General features: G+C 65.5%; 16 protein-coding genes. 1 reads left to right on the top strand and 15 read right to left on the bottom strand.

What is annotated here, in order from left to right:
- Positions 1-20: 20 nt before the first annotated feature.
- From VFE83_RS09000 to VFE83_RS08990, 3 genes are all read right to left on the bottom strand, one after another.
- Positions 21-1,037 (bottom strand): hypothetical protein, encoded by a 1,017-nt coding sequence (locus VFE83_RS09000; RefSeq protein WP_324905251.1) that lies wholly within the window; start codon positions 1,035-1,037, stop codon positions 21-23.
- 26 nt (positions 1,038-1,063) lie between these two features.
- Positions 1,064-1,555 carry a hypothetical protein gene (locus VFE83_RS08995; protein WP_324905249.1) on the bottom strand — a complete coding sequence of 164 codons (492 nt, stop codon included), beginning with the start codon at positions 1,553-1,555 and terminating at the stop codon, positions 1,064-1,066.
- A gap of 119 nt (positions 1,556-1,674) precedes the next feature.
- Positions 1,675-2,610 (bottom strand): LysR family transcriptional regulator, encoded by a 936-nt coding sequence (locus tag VFE83_RS08990; protein WP_324905247.1) that lies wholly within the window; start codon positions 2,608-2,610, stop codon positions 1,675-1,677.
- A 254-nt stretch (positions 2,611-2,864) separates the two neighbouring features.
- Here VFE83_RS08990 and VFE83_RS08985 point away from each other — a divergent pair, with 254 nt between their 5' ends.
- Positions 2,865-3,470 carry a peptidoglycan-binding protein gene (locus tag VFE83_RS08985; protein ID WP_324905245.1) on the top strand — a complete coding sequence of 202 codons (606 nt, stop codon included), beginning with the start codon at positions 2,865-2,867 and terminating at the stop codon, positions 3,468-3,470.
- A 771-nt stretch (positions 3,471-4,241) separates the two neighbouring features.
- Here VFE83_RS08985 and VFE83_RS08980 read toward each other — a convergent pair.
- From VFE83_RS08980 to VFE83_RS08925, 12 genes are all read right to left on the bottom strand, one after another.
- A complete protein-coding gene (locus tag VFE83_RS08980) occupies positions 4,242-4,901 on the bottom strand; it encodes a MarR family transcriptional regulator (RefSeq protein WP_324905243.1) in 660 nt (219 codons plus the stop codon).
- Positions 4,902-4,914: 13 nt separating this feature from the next.
- Positions 4,915-6,264, bottom strand: a complete 1,350-nt coding sequence (locus tag VFE83_RS08975; RefSeq protein WP_324905241.1) for a ferredoxin reductase family protein — start codon at positions 6,262-6,264, stop codon at positions 4,915-4,917.
- A gap of 103 nt (positions 6,265-6,367) precedes the next feature.
- Positions 6,368-7,192: a HEAT repeat domain-containing protein gene (locus VFE83_RS08970; RefSeq protein WP_324905239.1), complete on the bottom strand. Its 825-nt coding sequence runs from the start codon at positions 7,190-7,192 to the stop codon at positions 6,368-6,370.
- A 59-nt stretch (positions 7,193-7,251) separates the two neighbouring features.
- Positions 7,252-8,934, bottom strand: coding sequence for a thiol reductant ABC exporter subunit CydC (gene cydC, locus VFE83_RS08965; RefSeq protein WP_324905236.1), 1,683 nt, complete (start codon positions 8,932-8,934; stop codon positions 7,252-7,254).
- A gap of 17 nt (positions 8,935-8,951) precedes the next feature.
- A complete protein-coding gene (cydD, locus tag VFE83_RS08960) occupies positions 8,952-10,679 on the bottom strand; it encodes a thiol reductant ABC exporter subunit CydD (RefSeq protein ID WP_324905234.1) in 1,728 nt (575 codons plus the stop codon).
- Positions 10,676-10,783, bottom strand: coding sequence for a cytochrome bd-I oxidase subunit CydX (gene cydX, locus VFE83_RS08955; RefSeq protein ID WP_324905231.1), 108 nt, complete (start codon positions 10,781-10,783; stop codon positions 10,676-10,678). The genes cydD and cydX overlap by 4 nt, the downstream gene beginning before the upstream one ends.
- A 30-nt stretch (positions 10,784-10,813) precedes the next feature.
- Positions 10,814-11,965, bottom strand: a complete 1,152-nt coding sequence (cydB, locus tag VFE83_RS08950) for a cytochrome d ubiquinol oxidase subunit II (protein ID WP_324905294.1) — start codon at positions 11,963-11,965, stop codon at positions 10,814-10,816.
- A 19-nt stretch (positions 11,966-11,984) separates the two neighbouring features.
- Positions 11,985-13,580, bottom strand: a complete 1,596-nt coding sequence (locus tag VFE83_RS08945; protein ID WP_324905229.1) for a cytochrome ubiquinol oxidase subunit I — start codon at positions 13,578-13,580, stop codon at positions 11,985-11,987.
- Between the two features lie 309 nt (positions 13,581-13,889).
- Positions 13,890-14,477, bottom strand: a complete 588-nt coding sequence (locus VFE83_RS08940; RefSeq protein ID WP_324905227.1) for a hypothetical protein — start codon at positions 14,475-14,477, stop codon at positions 13,890-13,892.
- A gap of 52 nt (positions 14,478-14,529) precedes the next feature.
- A complete protein-coding gene (locus VFE83_RS08935; protein ID WP_324905225.1) occupies positions 14,530-14,964 on the bottom strand; it encodes a hypothetical protein in 435 nt (144 codons plus the stop codon).
- A gap of 198 nt (positions 14,965-15,162) precedes the next feature.
- Positions 15,163-15,510, bottom strand: a complete 348-nt coding sequence (locus VFE83_RS08930) for a hypothetical protein (RefSeq protein ID WP_324905223.1) — start codon at positions 15,508-15,510, stop codon at positions 15,163-15,165.
- 154 nt (positions 15,511-15,664) lie between these two features.
- On the bottom strand, positions 15,665-15,872 hold a 208-nt coding region (locus tag VFE83_RS08925; protein WP_324905221.1), incomplete at its 5' end, for an autotransporter domain-containing protein.

Genomic DNA, 15,872 nt, shown 5'->3' with positions numbered 1-15,872 from the left:
TCAGCCGGACTCGCGCATCGTCAGAACACGACGGGCCACGGCGGGATCTCGCCGCTCTCGTGCATGCGCACCAGGTCGCCGTTGCCGTTCTCCCACACCAGCAGCATCGACCGCTTGGTGGAATAGCCCTGGTGCCGAATATCGGCAGGCATCGCGGCAATGTCGCCGGCCTTCATGATCACGCGCGCCCGCGGCTCGCCGCTGTCCTTGTCGGCGATGTCCCACGCGATCTCGTCGGAGATCTGCAGGAACCATTCGACGCGGTCGTTGCCGTGGAAGATCGGCAGGATGTACTCCTCGGTGGTGGGGCAGAACAGGCTCTGCTTGCACACCGAGGTGACGGACGGATTCCAGGTGACGTCCGACCGCGAGAGGTACTTGAACAGGTTGAAGGCGTGCAGCTCGTTCTCGAAGCCCGGCTCCGGGACCACGCGCGGCTCGTCCTGCACCACGTCGGCAAAGGCGCGGTTGATGGGCAGGTCATCGCGCAGCGGCGAGTCGCCCGGGATGCCCGGCATGCGGATGGTGCTGATGCGGGTGCGCTCGATCGCCTCGACGTTGTCGCCATTCTTGCACCCAAAGGCGCTGCCCGTTTCTTCCGGCGCGGCGAATGGGTCGAAGGCTTGGTTGGTCCAATCGTGCAGGATGGCCTTGAAGGTGGCCATGATCAGCGGTGTTTCGAAGTTCTCGGTGTAGTTGACGCCGGCGTCGCGCAGCGTCCCGTTGAAGGTGCCGGCGTACAGGTCGACAGTGCCGTAGTGATTGCGCGTGCCCAGCACGTGGTCGAAGTTGACCCAGCCGTAGAAGAAGCCCCAGGCCACATCGCGCATCAGGGCGCGCAGGAATGCGTCGATGGACATGGCGTGGGTGCGCGTCTCGCCCTTGGCCGGCCACTGAATCCAGGCGAAGTACTCATCGCGCGAGAACTGGAAGCTGCCGAGGGTAAAGGTCTTGTAGCCAGTCCGGCCGTGGGCCGGACTGGTGATGACGTCGTTGGCGGCGAAGGACGCCATCGTCTTTTCTGCGGTCATGGCCATGGGTGGGCTCCTGTCGGTCGGGCGGGTTACTGCAGGCAGATGTCCTTCCACTTCTGGACGGACAACGGACCCAGCACGGTCTGCAACACCAGTGCGCAGGGACGATCCGCGGTGAAGCGGTACGCCGCGCCGGTTGGCAGCAGGCACTGGTGCCCCTTGCCCAGCAGGATGTGGCCCATGGGACGGCCGGCGGGCTCCGGGCCGGCCAGCACAGTGCCCTCCCCCGTGGCCGGCTGGTCGAGCTTGAGGAAATCCACGCGCACCTCACCGTCCATGGAGATGACGAATTCGTCGTGCGCACACGTGAACCAGGCCGAACGTCCGTCGGCCCGTAGGGCCTCGATCACGTACTCCATGTTCTTGCCGACGACCACCTTCTCGTAGGGCGCGGAGGACGCGGCGACTTCGAAGACATTCGAGAACACGTAGTGGCGCGCTTCGCCACTGACGATTTCGATGCGGCCCTTCTCGTATTGATCGATCGAACCGAAGACGGTCTTGACTGGAACGGAACCCATCGACATCTCCTGGAGCGTGCGTGGAAGCGACACTTGCAGCCTAGGTTCCATCGCGGTGCAGCAACAACGACCGCTCGACAAAACCACTGTTCGTCAATCGCGAACGATGATCGCCCCGACTACGCGCGGATCCAGCCCAGCTCGATCAGCGGCACGTCCCACGGAACTTCCGCCGCGGCGAAGTGAACGCTCAGGAAATCGATCAAGGCGCGCACCTTCAATGACTGACGCTGCGTGACCGGATACACGGCCGACAACGCGAACGAGGACAACTGGTAACGCGTCAACACCGGCACCAGCTCGCCCGACAGCAAATGCTTGGACGCAACCAGCGTGGGCAGGCATACGATGCCGCCGTCGCTCAGCGCAAAGTCGCGCAGCAGGTGCACCGAGGTGGACCGCACGTGACCGGCAATGGACAGCTCGATGGCCTCGCCTTCGCCGGTGAACACCCACCGATTGCGCGAGGGGTAGCCGGCGTAAAGCGCCTGCGTGTGTTGCGCCAACTCGTACGGTGTCGTGGGCGCCGCATGCCTCGCCAGGTAACCGGGCGAGGCACAGAACAGGCGCCGCACCTTGAAGAGCGGTTTCTCGATCAGCGTGTCGGCCAACGGCGGGAATATCTGGAACGCGACGTCGAAGCCCTCCTCAATCGGATCCAACACGCGATCGGTCACCACGATGTCCAACTGAATCGCGGGATGACTGTGGTGAAACTGCGCCAGCAATGCACCGAAGTGATCGAGGGCGAAGCCGGGCAGCATCTGGATACGCAGCTTGCCGGCCGGCGCGGCACTGGCCTGACGCATCTGGTCGGTAAGCGCATTGAAACCGGCGACGGTCTCCGCGCACTCCTTATAGAAGGCCTCACCGAGGTCGGATAGCCTGACGTGGCGCGAGCTTCGATGAAACAATGGGGCGCCGACGAACTGCTCCAGCTGCTTGATGCGCTGCGACACCACCGAGTTGGTAATGCCCAGCTGGTGCGCGGCCTGGCCGAAACTCTGCGCCTGCGCCACACGCACAAAGGTCTCAACACATAAGAAACGGTCCATGGCGATTCACCGATGTGAACGAAGCGCACCAGCACCGGTTGCCTACCGCAAAGAAATTGCTCGAACACCCGCACTGCGGCTGACTCGGACTTCGCGCAACCGTTGGGCACGGTTTTGACTTTACGAACGCTCTCCCTGCCGAATTTGATTCGGCGCAAGTTCGTTCGCGCATCCTGTTCGACAATGACCGTTCGTTTATCTGGTGCGCCGCAAACCTCAACCCATTGTCGAGGTGCGGCGTCGAGTGGCGGTTCATGAATCCTCGCTATCCAAAGGACGCCACGCCGTCCAGCACGCCAGAACGGGTCGAGCACGCGTCGCGCGAGCCGCGGCCGCTGCGCAAAGCCGGCTGCTTGCGTCAGGGCGATCACGGTGCCAAGGTTCGCGAGCTTCAGCAGACGCTGAACTTCCTGGGCTACCGGGACCTCTACGGCCGAATGCTGGTGGTCGATGGCGACTTTGGCGTCAGCACGCACGCGGCCTTACGCGCCTTCCAGTACCTGCACTGCCGGCGCACCGACGGCGTGGTCGATCACGACGTCCGGACGGCGCTGAAGCGGGCGGAGGACTGGGCGCAGTTGGGACCGCCGCGAGCGCAGGATTGCCTCAGACTCGGCGACCGGGGTCCCGACGTTCGCCTGCTCCAGATCCTGCTGATCGCGCGCGGCTATGGCAGCACGTCCGATGGCCCCTTTCCGGTGGACGGATACTTCGGCGTGCGCACCGCCGTGGCGCTGCAGATCTTTCAGCGGGACCGGGGCCGGGCGCCCACCGGCAAGGCGGACATGGCGACATTGCTGGAACTGCAGCAAGCCTCCATGGCCCCGCACGCGGCCAACACGCCGCCGCATGACCTCTGATCGTGTCTGCAAGCAGGTGGTGGCGCGATCGCTGCGCCGCGGACGCAAGCCCGACGGCACGTACCCACAGCGATGAACGCCAAGGCGGCCTACAAATTCACAGGCGTCTTTCTCTGGACGCTGGCCACCGTGATCGCGCTCCAGTTCCTCTGCTTTCCAGGCCATGGCGATCCGGCACACCGCGTCACGCTGACGCTCACCGTGCCCCTGTTGAGCGGGATGACGCTGCACTCGTTTCTCTGGGGACGCCAGGCGGGGCACATCGTTCGGTTCTGCTTCATTGTCATCTTCTTGCTGTTTTCTTCGCTGGTCTACCTTCGCCACGTGGGTCGCGTGCCAGAGGACAGCACTGACTGGTACGCGGCATGCATGATGGCGCTTCCACTGGCGGCCTGGTCGTGTCGCGCACGTTGCGCAACTTCAGGGGATTTGAAATCACCGACGAGGCCACGAACTACTTCGACAAGTACTTCGGCCGGTGAACGTTCGGACCGTCGGCCTGCGGTAGACTCCGGCGCATGCAGCGCCTGGCGCTTGCGATACGCAAGGACGGGGGAGACTCGTCGGCGTCCAAGCCGTCTTCTTCACCGGCACGGCCGGTGCGCCGTGGTCGCCAGGCATCGTCGCCACCGGCTCAGGACAGAGCCGGCCAATGTGTCGCCAGCGCCACCCGAGCACGAGCCGATTTGAGCATGTGGCCACTCTTTCGCGGCCATCCCAAGCTGTGGCGACCGGCGCGCGGGGGATCGCGACGCGAGCATACGAAGACGGTCAGGACGCGGTCCGATTCGACCTGCCTGGCCGGCCCATCGACACCCGGGCGCCCTCGATGACGTCGCGGGACACCAACCCGGGCGCGGCCACGCCAAAGACTCGATCATCGAAATCTTCATACATGCCCAGGAGCCGCAGCAGGACCGTGCGGTCGGGGCGGTCGAGACCCGCCAGCAGACGGCGCTCGAAGGCCAGGGCCACCCGTGCCGCTTCCTCGTGGATCTGGTGGCCGGCCTCGGACAGGCGCAGGACAGACCGGCGGCGATCGTGATCGTCGGCTTCGCGATGGAGCCGCCCTGCCGCCAGGAGGCGCGCCACCGCACGACTCACCGCCACCTTGTCGAGTCCGGTGCGGTGGACGACATCGCTCGCCGACAGGCCCGGCTCGCAGCCGAGCACGGACATGACGCGCCATTCGACCACACTCAGATGGAATCGCCGGGCGTAGACGCGCGCAATCGCGTCGATCATCCGATTGCTCAGCATGGCCAAGCGGAATGGCACGAGTTTTCTGATGGCACCTGCCGCCATAAGCATTCGCCGTGGGTGTACTGACGAGGCCAGCGTCATCCGATAGTAGTTTCCGCGCTCCTGAAAAGTCAGGTCGATGTTGCGAATGCCATGTTCGCGATTCGCACACCACGGCACGTCGGGCATCTTGCGACGGTCATCAACGCATCGCGAAAAGCTCCTGATGGAAGTGTCGATCCACGGGAAATCCGTGGGCGGCCAGGTCGCGCCTTAATGCCTCGCCAAAACCGGCGGGGCCGCAGAACCAGATGCTGGCTTCGCTCCAGCCCGGCACGGTGCTGCGGATGCGTTCGCCCGTCAGCAGGCCGTCGCGCGCATCCACGAGCACGTGCAGCGTCACGTTCGCGGCCTTCGCATCCGCATCCAGCTTGTCGAGTGCGTCGGTGTCCACCTGCGTCGTGCAGTGGAACAGGTCGATCGGGGCACCGGCTGGCGTTGCGGCATCCCGCTGCACGTGCGCCAGGTGCTTCATGCGCGCAATGAACGGTGTGATCCCGATGCCACCTCCGATCCAGATCTGCGGCCGGTCGCCGTCGTCAAACGTGAAGCATCCATAGGGTCCCTCGATCTGCACGGTCTGGCCAACGCGCAACTGCTCTTTCAACGTACGCGTGTGATCGCCCAGCTCCTTCACCACAAAGGTGATCCGGGAGGACTCCGGGTGCCAGGCCGACGCGATGGTGTAGGGGTGCGCCCCTTCGGACGTGTTGGAGGTGGCGAACGCAAACTGTCCCGGCCGGTGCCCGGACCACCCCTGCACCTGGGTTTCGATTTCCAGCGCATTCACGCCATCGAATACCCGCAGCGCGGTGATCGTGCCCGGAACCTTGCGGTCGTCGCCGATCCCCCGACACAGCGCCACCAGGGCGGCCCAGCTGCCGGCCGCCAACAGCACCGCCGTCACCCATCCGATCGGCGCGCTCCAGTAGCTGAACTTCAGCAGCACCAGTGTGTGGAACACCAGCACCAGATACGCGATCGCAATGAGGCGGTGGGTCTTGAAGAACAGACGATACGGAAACTTCTTGATCAGGGCCAACGCGATCAGGATCACGGCGCCGTAGAACGCCCACTCACCGAGACTTTCGGCCAGTCCGCGTTGGCTCGACAGCCAGACGGCGACCGGATTGTCCAAAGGCGCGCGTGCGCTGCGTGCGGGCCGTTCGAGCCAGCCCCAACCCACGGCCCACTTGGGGCCTTTCGCCCACAGCCAGTGAACGGTGCCAATGACGAGCGCGGCGATGCCGAGCCATTTATGCAGGCGATACATCTTGTCCAGGCCGCCGAACCAGGGCTCAGGTCGCCGCGGGCGCAACGCGAGCACCATCCCCAGACTCATGCAGCCGATGGCGAGCACGCCCGTCAACTGCATCACGTAACGTCGCACGCCGAAGAACGTCGTCGACTGAAAGACGGTGGGTTCGGCCACCAGCCATAGCAGGATCAGGAACAACAGCGTTCCGACGAACGCGCGCTTGATGTTTTGCATGGGACCTCCAACCGATCCTGTGATCGAACGCATGTACGCGATCACCGTTGACACCGTGACTTCGCTCTCCGTTTGCGCGGGACCGAATGCATCGATCTACTCGTCAGAACGCTTCCGGATGTGTCGCGCTCACGTTCCCTGCAATACTTCGCAAGCCGCGATGGCAGATACGCCGCGTGGCCACGGAGGGCGCCTCGGCCAGCCATTGCCGGCACACGCTGCGCGCCCATTCGGGCTGATCCTTCGACGCGTCGTTCAACCAGTTCGCGACGGAGTCCTGCACGTAAATGGACGGGTCGTCGCGAAGGGCGGACAGGATCGGCATCGCCCGCTGTGGCTGTTGCTTGAGGGCGGCGATATGGGCGCACCAGACGCCGCGTGGACGCAACGCCTCTGACGCAAAGCGACGCACGCGCTCGGACGGTGAGTCGGTCCACGGCAGGAGATGTTCGATCGCCGCATCCAGGTCGTCGACTAGATGCGCGCGAATCCCCATCCAGGCCCACTCCCGCACGCCAAAGTGTGCGTCGTCCACCAGTGGCTGCACGGCTTCCAATCGGGCCGGCAGATTTAGGCCCTCCAAAGCACCAATGGCGAAGCATGCCCAGCCACGCACGGTGTCGGACCGATGCGCCCGGCACCGATCGACACACGCTGGTCCAAGTTCACGGAGCAGCAACGCGCCCATTCCCGTCATGCGTTTGAGAATGCCTTGTCGGGTCAACGTATCAACCTTGGCCGTGGCGGCGGCCGAGAGCTCCGGAAAGACGGTACGCACCAACCGGGCCTGGTCCACGGCCAACGCTTCAGCGAGCGTGGCGCTTTCGATCTCGCCGCGTGCCAAGGCCTCCATCACGCTCTGAGGGATGTCGGCAGCGCGGGTTGCACCTTTGCGCGGTGCGGGGGCGTTTGTTTGTTGACCTTTCATCTCTCCTCACAATCGACTCGCAAGGCATGCCGCTTTGCGGCAGTAGCCGCAGTTGTGGGTTACGTGCGTGCAGTCGTACCGGACCGATGGACTGCGCGACCGCATGGGAGCAGATGTCCGCCAACCAACTCCCAAGTCGCGTCGACGACGTCATCGGGGACCACGGCGTGCGTGATCAGCAGCAGACTGCGCCCGGCAAAAACGGTGGGGAGGCTGCGGAAGAATGCCTGCTCGGCCGAGGGATCCAGCCCCTCGGTCGGCTCGTCCAGCGCGATAAGCGACGCATCACTCAACAGCACGCGCGCCAGGCACAGACGTCGCGCCTGACCGGCCGACAACGTGCGCCCACCCTCCCCGAGCCACTGGTCCAACGCGGCCGGCAGCGCTCGCACGTCCGCCTCCAGCCCGGCCTGCCGCAGGGCATTCCACAGGGCTGCATCGTCCGCATTCGGACGGCCGATCTGCAGGTTGTCGCGCACGGTTCCGCGGAAGACCGGCGAGTCCTGTGGCAGGAGCGCGACGCGGCGATGCCACTGTGCGAGTGACGCCTCGCGCAGGTCCACGCCGCCCCAGCGGATCTCGCCGGCCTGGGGGTCGCGCAGGCGCAACAGCAGCGCCAGCAGCGTCGATTTGCCAGTACCGCTGACACCGCTCACGACCATCCGTTCGCCCGGTGCGATGCGCAGGTTGACGCTTTCCAGCACCGGCAGCGCCGGATCGTAACGAAAACGCACGTCGTCAAACTCCAGCATGCCCTGCTCGTCGAGCAGCCAAGGGCGCGGTGGGTCGACGATCTGCGGCTGGGTGTCTTCGATCTCGCGCACCCGCTGCGCCGCCGCGGTCGCCGCACCCAGCCGGGACGCGCCGCGCAGCACAGGTGCCATCACCTCGAACACGCCCGCAACCGCGAGGGTGCAGCCGACCAGCAGTGCGCCCCCCAGCTGTCCTTCGTGCATCACGACCGCCCCCGTTGCGGCCACGATCAACATCGCGCCCCCTACCCCGAGCACCACCCACACCTGCCCCCACGCGAGCGTTTGGGACTCCGACAACGCCGCCGCGCGCAGGCGATCGCTGCTGTCCGCCAACTCGGCTTCGGCGCGTGCTTCCGCGCCGAGCGCCAGCAGATCCGCATGCCCGTCCACCGCCTGCAGTACCTGCTGCCGCACCATCGCGGCATGCCATTGGCGCTCCACGCCGCTGCGTCGCACGCGCCGCGCAGACCATGCCGGCACCCCCAGCAGCAGGACCAGCCACAGGAGGCCCACCGCGACGGAGGCCAGCGGCACGTACACGGTCAGCACCGCCACCACGATCACGCCGATCACGGCTCCGACCATCAGCGGCAACAGACCGAGCAGAAAGGTCGAGTCCAGTGCGTCGATGTCACCGGTCAGGCGCGCGATCAGATCGCCGTCGCGCCAACGCGCTACTTGCCCGGCATCGAGTCGTAAGAGGTTCGCGAATACCCGGATCCGCAGATCATTCAGCAGCCGCAACGTCGCCGCATGCCCCGTCAGGCGCTCGCCATAGCGCGAGAGGATGCGAACGAAGGCCAGTGCGCGCACCGTGGCCGAGGGCACGAACAGGTTGAACGTTGCCAGCGCGCCCGACACCAGCGCGGTGGCGGTCAGAAACCAGCCGGACACCCCCAGCAGGCCCACGGCGGCGGCCGCGGTCAGCAACGCGAGCACCGCCGCCGGCAGCAACGCCCTTCGGCGTTGGAGCAGCATCGGCCACATCCAGGCGATTAGGTGCCTCATGGGTGCACCTCGCCGTGGGAATCGATGGTCCAGCACCGCGGCGCAATCGCGGCCACGACCGGATCGTGGGTGGCCACGACGATCGTTCGCCCGCGCGCAAATGTCACCAGTTGCGCCAGCACCTGATCGCGACTGGCGTCGTCCAGGTGGGCGGTGGGTTCATCCAGCAGAAGCACCGGCGCGCTCGACAGGAACATGCGCGCCAACGCCAGCCGCTGCGCCTGGCCGCCGGAAAGACCGAGCCCGCGTTGTCCGAGCGGCGTCGACAGCCCGTGCGGGAGCCGGGTCAGCAGCTCCGCGAGTCCTGCGGCGGCCATGGCCTGCTGCAACGCCGAATCGTCCGCCTCGGCACGCGCCAGGCGCAGGTTGTCGGCCAGACTGCCGGGCGACAACCACGGTCGCTGCGGCACCAGCAGCACCTGCTGCCGCAACATTGCGCCGGGCCACTGCGATACCGGCATCCCGGCGAAGCACAAGGTGCCCTCGTAGGGGCGCAGGCCAGCCAGCGTCTCCAGTAGCGTGGATTTGCCGCTGCCGCTGGGTCCCTGCAGTGCGATCCAGTCGCCCGGCGCGATGCGCGTGGATGGCGTCAGCCGGATGGCGTCCCGACCCGGCACCGGCATGTGCAACGCGGCGAGCTCGAAGCCGGGCGGGTGCGATCCGATTACGTCCGCCCCTGGGTCGATCGGCGCAGAATCCATCTCCGGCAGCCCATCGAATAGCCGCGCGATCTCCCCCACCGCCGCCCGCGCGTTGGCGCGGTCGTGGTAGTGCGCGGCGAGCTGACGCCACGGCCAATACACTTCCGGCGCCATCAGCAGGCAGAACAACGCCGTCTCCAACGTCAACGCATCGGGGCGCGAGCCCAGCAGCCCGAGGAACGTCAGCCCGAAGTAGACCGCCAGGCCCGCCACGCCGAGCGCGGCAAAGAACTCCAGCACCGCGGAGGAGAGAAAGGCGATTCTGAGCACCGCCATCGTGCGCTGGCGCACCTCATCGCCGGCACGTGCCACGCGGCCGGCCTCGGCCTGGGCGCGTCCGTGCAGCTTCAACGTGGTCAGCCCGCGCACCCGATCGGCGAAGAGCCCCGACAGCCGTGTTAACGCGGTCGCATGTGCGCGGCCGGCCGCCTCCGCTCCCCATCCCACCAGCGCCATGAACAACGGAATGGCCGGCACCGTCAGCACCAGCACCAGCGCGGCGATCCAGTCGAAGCCGAACAGCACCGCGCAGTACAGCAACGGCAAGACAGCAGCCGACACCAGCGCCGGCAGGTAACGCGCGAGGTACCCGTCGAGTGCCTCCACACGCGCCGTCAGCGCATCGGCCAGTTCACCAGAGGATCGGCCCCGACTCCACAGCACCCCGGCCGACAGCAGGCGCCGGAACAATGCGACCCGCACCCCTTTCTTGGCCGATTCGGCGGCCTGATGCGCGGTGTGTTCGGCGGTCCAGCCCAACGCCGCGCGCAGCACCAGCAATCCGGCGGCCATGGCGATCCACGGCAGTGCGAACGACAGGGATTGCCGGTCGATCGCGGTCATGTGCAGCGCCCGTGCCAAGGCCCACGCCTGGGGCAGCAGCAGGACGCCTCCCACCACCGGCAAGGTGGTGGCGACGACGAGCGGACGTCGGACCTGGCGCGCCAGCGCCCGCATCCACGCCACCTGCGCCGGCGGCAATCGCGCCTGCGCCCAGGTGCCCTCGTCGGCCTGTCCGGTCATCCCGTCCGATCGCGGTCGTGCTCGCGCAACTCAAACCACATCGCGTTGAGAATGGCGAACGCGCAGGCCAGACCCAGTCCCAGAACCCACGAAAAGTACCACATGGCGTTGTTCTCCTCGGAGGTGCGCAGCGTCTAGTAAGCGTTGGGCAAACGCGAGATCGATTCGGGCGTGACCGGCCCGCGCATCACGCGATACACCCACCCGGTGTACGCCACCACAATGGGCAGGAAGACCACCGTGGCCAGCAACATCACCCACAGCGTGAAGTGACTCGACGAGGCGTCCCACACGGTCAGTCCCGAAGCCGGTTGCAGCGAGGACGGCATCAGGAACGGGAACAGCGCGAAGCCGACGGTAAGAATGACGCCGCAGATCGTCAGGGCGGTCGCCAGAAACGCCGGCATCTTCGCCCCACGCCAGAGCAGGACCGCGGCCAGGGCCGAGGACACGACGCCCAGGATCGGGGCTGCCCACATCCACGGCCAGCGTGCGAAGTTGTGCATCCACGCACCGCGGATTACCTCGACAGTCTTGTGTGCGGGATCGCTGGCGCGGCCCGGATCGATCGCGCTGGTGACCACGTGGCCGTCCAGTCCGTACGCCACCCACAGTCCGCCGATCACGAACAGGGCCGTGGTGATCAGCGCGAGCAGCGCGCCGACCCGGTGCGCGCGTACCGCCACGTCCCCGCCTGCACGCCAGGCCAGGAACGCCGCGCCGTGCGCCAGCAACATGGTGACGCTGAGCACACCGGCCAAGAGCGCGAACGGCGTGAACAGCTGGAACAGGTGGCCCTCGTAGACGGGTCGCAACGTCGTCGGCTCGGCTCCGAACGGCAGGCCGAGCAACAAATTGCCCATCGCCACACCGAAGACCAGGCTGGCGACCACGCCGGAACCGCACAACAGTCCGTCCCACGCGCTGCGCCAACGCGCGTCGGTCAGCTTGCTGCGGTACTTGAAGCCAACCGGACGCAGGATCAGCGCGACCAGCAGCAGCAGCATCGCCAGATACAGGCCGGAGAAGGAGGCCGCGTACAACAACGGCCAAGCCGCGAAGATCGCGCCGCCCCCGGTGATTAGCCACACCTGGTTGCCCTCCCACACCGGGCCCACCAGATTCAGGGCGACACGCCGCTCCTCGTCGGTCTTGGCCACTGCCGGCAGCAGCGCGGCCACCCCGAGATCAAAGCCGTCCAAGACCGCAAATCCGATGAGCAAGGCGCCGAGCAGCAGCCACCACAACACGCGCAGCGTGCCGTAATCCAGGGGAATCAATGACAGATCCATGAGCGTTCTCCCGTCAATGGCCCGCGAGTGCGGACGCCGGTTCCTGCGCCGGCACGACACCCGGCGCCTCCGATCCGATCGGCAAGTCGGCCGCTTGCGGGCCGGTGCGTATGGCACGGAACAACAGGCGGAAGCCGACGATGGCCAGCGCCGTGTAGAGCCCGAAGAACACCAGCAGGCTGATCACTAGATCCAGTACCGACAGCCCGGACACGGCGTAGAAGGTCGGCAGCACCCCTTCAATGACCCACGGCTGACGCCCGTACTCGGCAATGAACCAGCCGCATTGGATGGCCACCCACGGCAGCACCGCACTGGCCACCGCGACCTTGAGGAAGCGACGACTGTGTTCGATTCGTGCCGTCGTCACCAGCCAGAACGCCACGGCGAAGAAACCGATGAAATAGAAGCCCAGCGCAACCATCGCGCGGAACGTCCAGAACAGCGGCGTCACGTTCGGCACCGTGTCGAGTGCCGCGGCCTGAATCTCCTCATTCGTTGCATTCGGTATGTCGTCTCGGTACTTCTTCAGCAGCAGCCCGTATCCGAGGTCCTGCCAGGTGTCCGCGAGCACCTCGCGTGCCTGCGTGTTCTCCGGCTCGGCGCGTACTTGCTCCAGCGCCGCATACGCAAGCATTCCGTTGGTCACACGCTGTTCGGCCGAGGTCACCAGATCGTTGATGCCCGGCATGGGCGTCGTAATCGAACGCGTGCCGATCAGACCCAGCGCCCAGGGAACGTGCATGGCGAACTCGTTCCTGCGCTCTGCCTGGTTCGGCCACGCCACGACATTAAAACTGGCCGGTGCCGGCTCGGTTTCCCACATCGACTCGATCGCCGCCAGCTTCATCTTCTGGTGCTCGGTGCCCAGATAGCCGCTCTCATCGCCCAGCACGACGACCGACAGTGCGGCGGCGAGGCCGAAACTTGCGGCCACGGCCATCGAGCGTTTGGCCAGATCCAGGTGTCGGCCGCGCAGCAGGTACCACGCACTGATCGCGGCCACGAACATTGCGCCAGCGACGTAGCCGGCGGCCACCGTATGCACGAACTTGGCTTGGGCGACGGGATTGAAGACCACCGCAACGAAGTCGGTCATTTCCATGCGCATGGTGTCGGGATTGAACGCCGCACCTACCGGGTTCTGCATCCAACCATTGGCGATCAGGATCCACAGCGCGGAGAAGTTCGTGCCCAGCGCCACCAGCCAGGTCACGATCAGGTGCGTGACCTTGCCCATCCGGTCCCAACCGAAGAAGAACAGACCGACGAACGTGGCTTCCAGGAAGAACGCCATCAGGCCTTCGATCGCAAGGGGCGCACCGAAGATGTCGCCGACGTAGTGGCTGTAGTAGGACCAGTTCATGCCGAACTGGAACTCCATGACTATGCCGGTACCGACGCCGAGCGCGAAGTTGATGCCAAACAGCACGCCCCAGAACATGGTCATGCGCCGCCAGATCTCGCGTCCCGTCATCACGTATACGCTCTCCATGATCGCCAGCAGCACCGACAACCCCAGCGTCAACGGCACGAAGATGAAGTGATACATCGCAGTCAGTGCGAACTGCAGTCTCGACAACGTCACTACGTCGAATTCAGGAACCATGACACCCTCCGATCACGAGGCGTAACGACCACAAACCGCTTGAGGCGGATGACCTGCGTCGGGCGGTCCGTATGCCAGGTATTGGCCACGGGCACGGCACCGCCGCGTACCGATTTCAGCTACTCGCTTCCATCATTCCAAAGATCGACCGTGTAGCAAGAGGACAAAACGCCCCATCCACGAACGTCTGCTGGTGCCTGCCAACAACGCGCTTCTGCATTCCACGTCACGCGCACCACTCGACGGGCTCGACCGATCAACGGCAGGACTGCTCGGCGACGTCGCATATACCTCATGCCGCGATTGCGCTTAAACATCATGGCGCGCCCCCCCAACCCGGTCGGCAGACTTGATGCGATGCCCCGATGCATGTTGCGACGAAGTGGTGGATGAATCACCGTGCCCCTCGACCTGCATCGCTCGGACGAGTGCCGCTGCTTGGCGATCAATCTGGGCCTGCTCGTCCGCGAGCGCCCATTCCAATTGCTCCTGTTGATTGCGGCGCCAGCCCCACAGTGCCAGCCAGGCAAACCCCACTGCGTAAAGGCAGCTGAAGATCAGACCGATTCCGTGCTCCCATCCACCGGCTGCCTGCCACTTGCGCAGCTCTGCCACAGCCACAAGGACGAAGGTCATCACCACGAGCCAGATAAAGTTCTGGGATCGCGCACCGCAATAGCGCAGCAGCCAGTACTGCGCCACATAAAGCAAGGGCAACAGCAACACGTTAGCCCCGATCTGCACCGCGGGCCGGATTGAGACCGGCGCCGTGCCCCCGAGCCAGGAGACGGCGATCAGCGGCGCGAGCAACAGCGCGAGATACAGCACCGCCCGACCAAGAAGTCGTATCCACAGCGGATACAACGTCAACGTGATGCGCTGGTTCGGATTCACCATGAGCACGCGCCTCCACGCCAACTCTCTGAATGAAACGACGGCCTCATCTGTCCTACCCTTGCGCGAGCCGCGGCTGTGCCAGTGCGGTTTTCAGATGCACGAAGTACTTGGGATCCTCCCGCGTAAACAGTTCAAACCCCGCGTGCCGATAGGCCTGTACGAGCTCCTCACCTGCCTTCACCAGCTCACCCAGTTCGTAGTGGCACTGGCCCAGCCGCAGATGCACGAACGGGTACCCGATCGTTCCGTGACATCGCAGAGCCTTGGCGAAGACGGCGGCTGCGCACTCGTACTCCCGCGCAAGAAAGTTGACCTCACCCACCGCCACCAGCAGCCATGCCGCCGGTTCCCATCCGCCGGGGGGCGTTGGCAGCTGCTCCAGCGCCTGGACGTACGCGTCCAGGTCCTCACGGTGCGAGGCCATCGCCTCGCCGAGGTCTGCAGCCCAGTCGTGTGCCCCGCCATTGGCGATCTCTTGCGCATTCATCACTCGGCCCTGTCGCCGGAAGAGAAGCGTTTCGATTGGCGATTCATCTCGGTGCCTCCTGTTGCGTGAACCTGCCATCTGAGGAGCTCGCAGCCATCTGTCCGAGAAGAAGGTGCGAGGCGGAGGAGGGGGAGGGTTGGGAGACCTCCTCCGCCGTCCGATTGCTGCCTCGGACAGCAATCGCACTAGGTGGCAACGTCACTCCCGTACGCGCTGCCGCCCATCGCATTGGGTCGCCTCGCTCGCAGAGCTAGTGCGTGCGTCGCGTATTCCCACCAAAGGTGTTGGCACCGGCGCCTCCCTGCGATGCGCGGACTCCGCTACCGGGGAGCTCCTGCTCTCCAGGGCAAGCACCGACAGCACCGCGTCGAGGGACGCGTCCAGCGCCTCATCGCGGAAGCGACGCCCGGGCTTGACGCTCACGACGGTGTACTGATCGACGACTCGCGCCAACAACCGGATCATGCGGGTGGCGTCGGTGACCAGCGCTCGTTCCAGCGACCGCTCAATGACCTTTCGCATTTTTCTTTCAAGTGCCTTGGGCATTAGACGCACCCGGGATAGGTCAACCTCTGACGCTTGAACACGCGCTGAGATACGGTGGCGGAACGAAGAGTGGTCGATGCGGCACATCGCTCCGCACGCTAGTTCTGGTCAAGTCGGAGGACGGGCGCCGCCGTGAGGCGGCGCCCGTGGCTGCCTAGAACTTCACCCGCAGACTCAGCTCGGCACCCTGGTCTTCGGTGCTCGGTTCCAACGCGCCGCGGTAGCCCACGCTGATGCTCGTCCTCGGGCTTAGTTGATAGGCTGCGCCGGCCTCGATCAGGGCGACGTTGCGCTCCAATGGCGCACCGGTCACCGCGAACGCGTTGCTGCCGCCGGCAAAGGCCATCGTCGACGCGGGGTCC

The organism is Lysobacter sp. (assembly GCF_035655815.1).
GTDB lineage: Bacteria > Pseudomonadota > Gammaproteobacteria > Xanthomonadales > Xanthomonadaceae > Lysobacter_J.
Note: the sequence above shows the minus strand (reverse complement) of the source record. Positions and strands in the feature narration are given on the sequence as shown.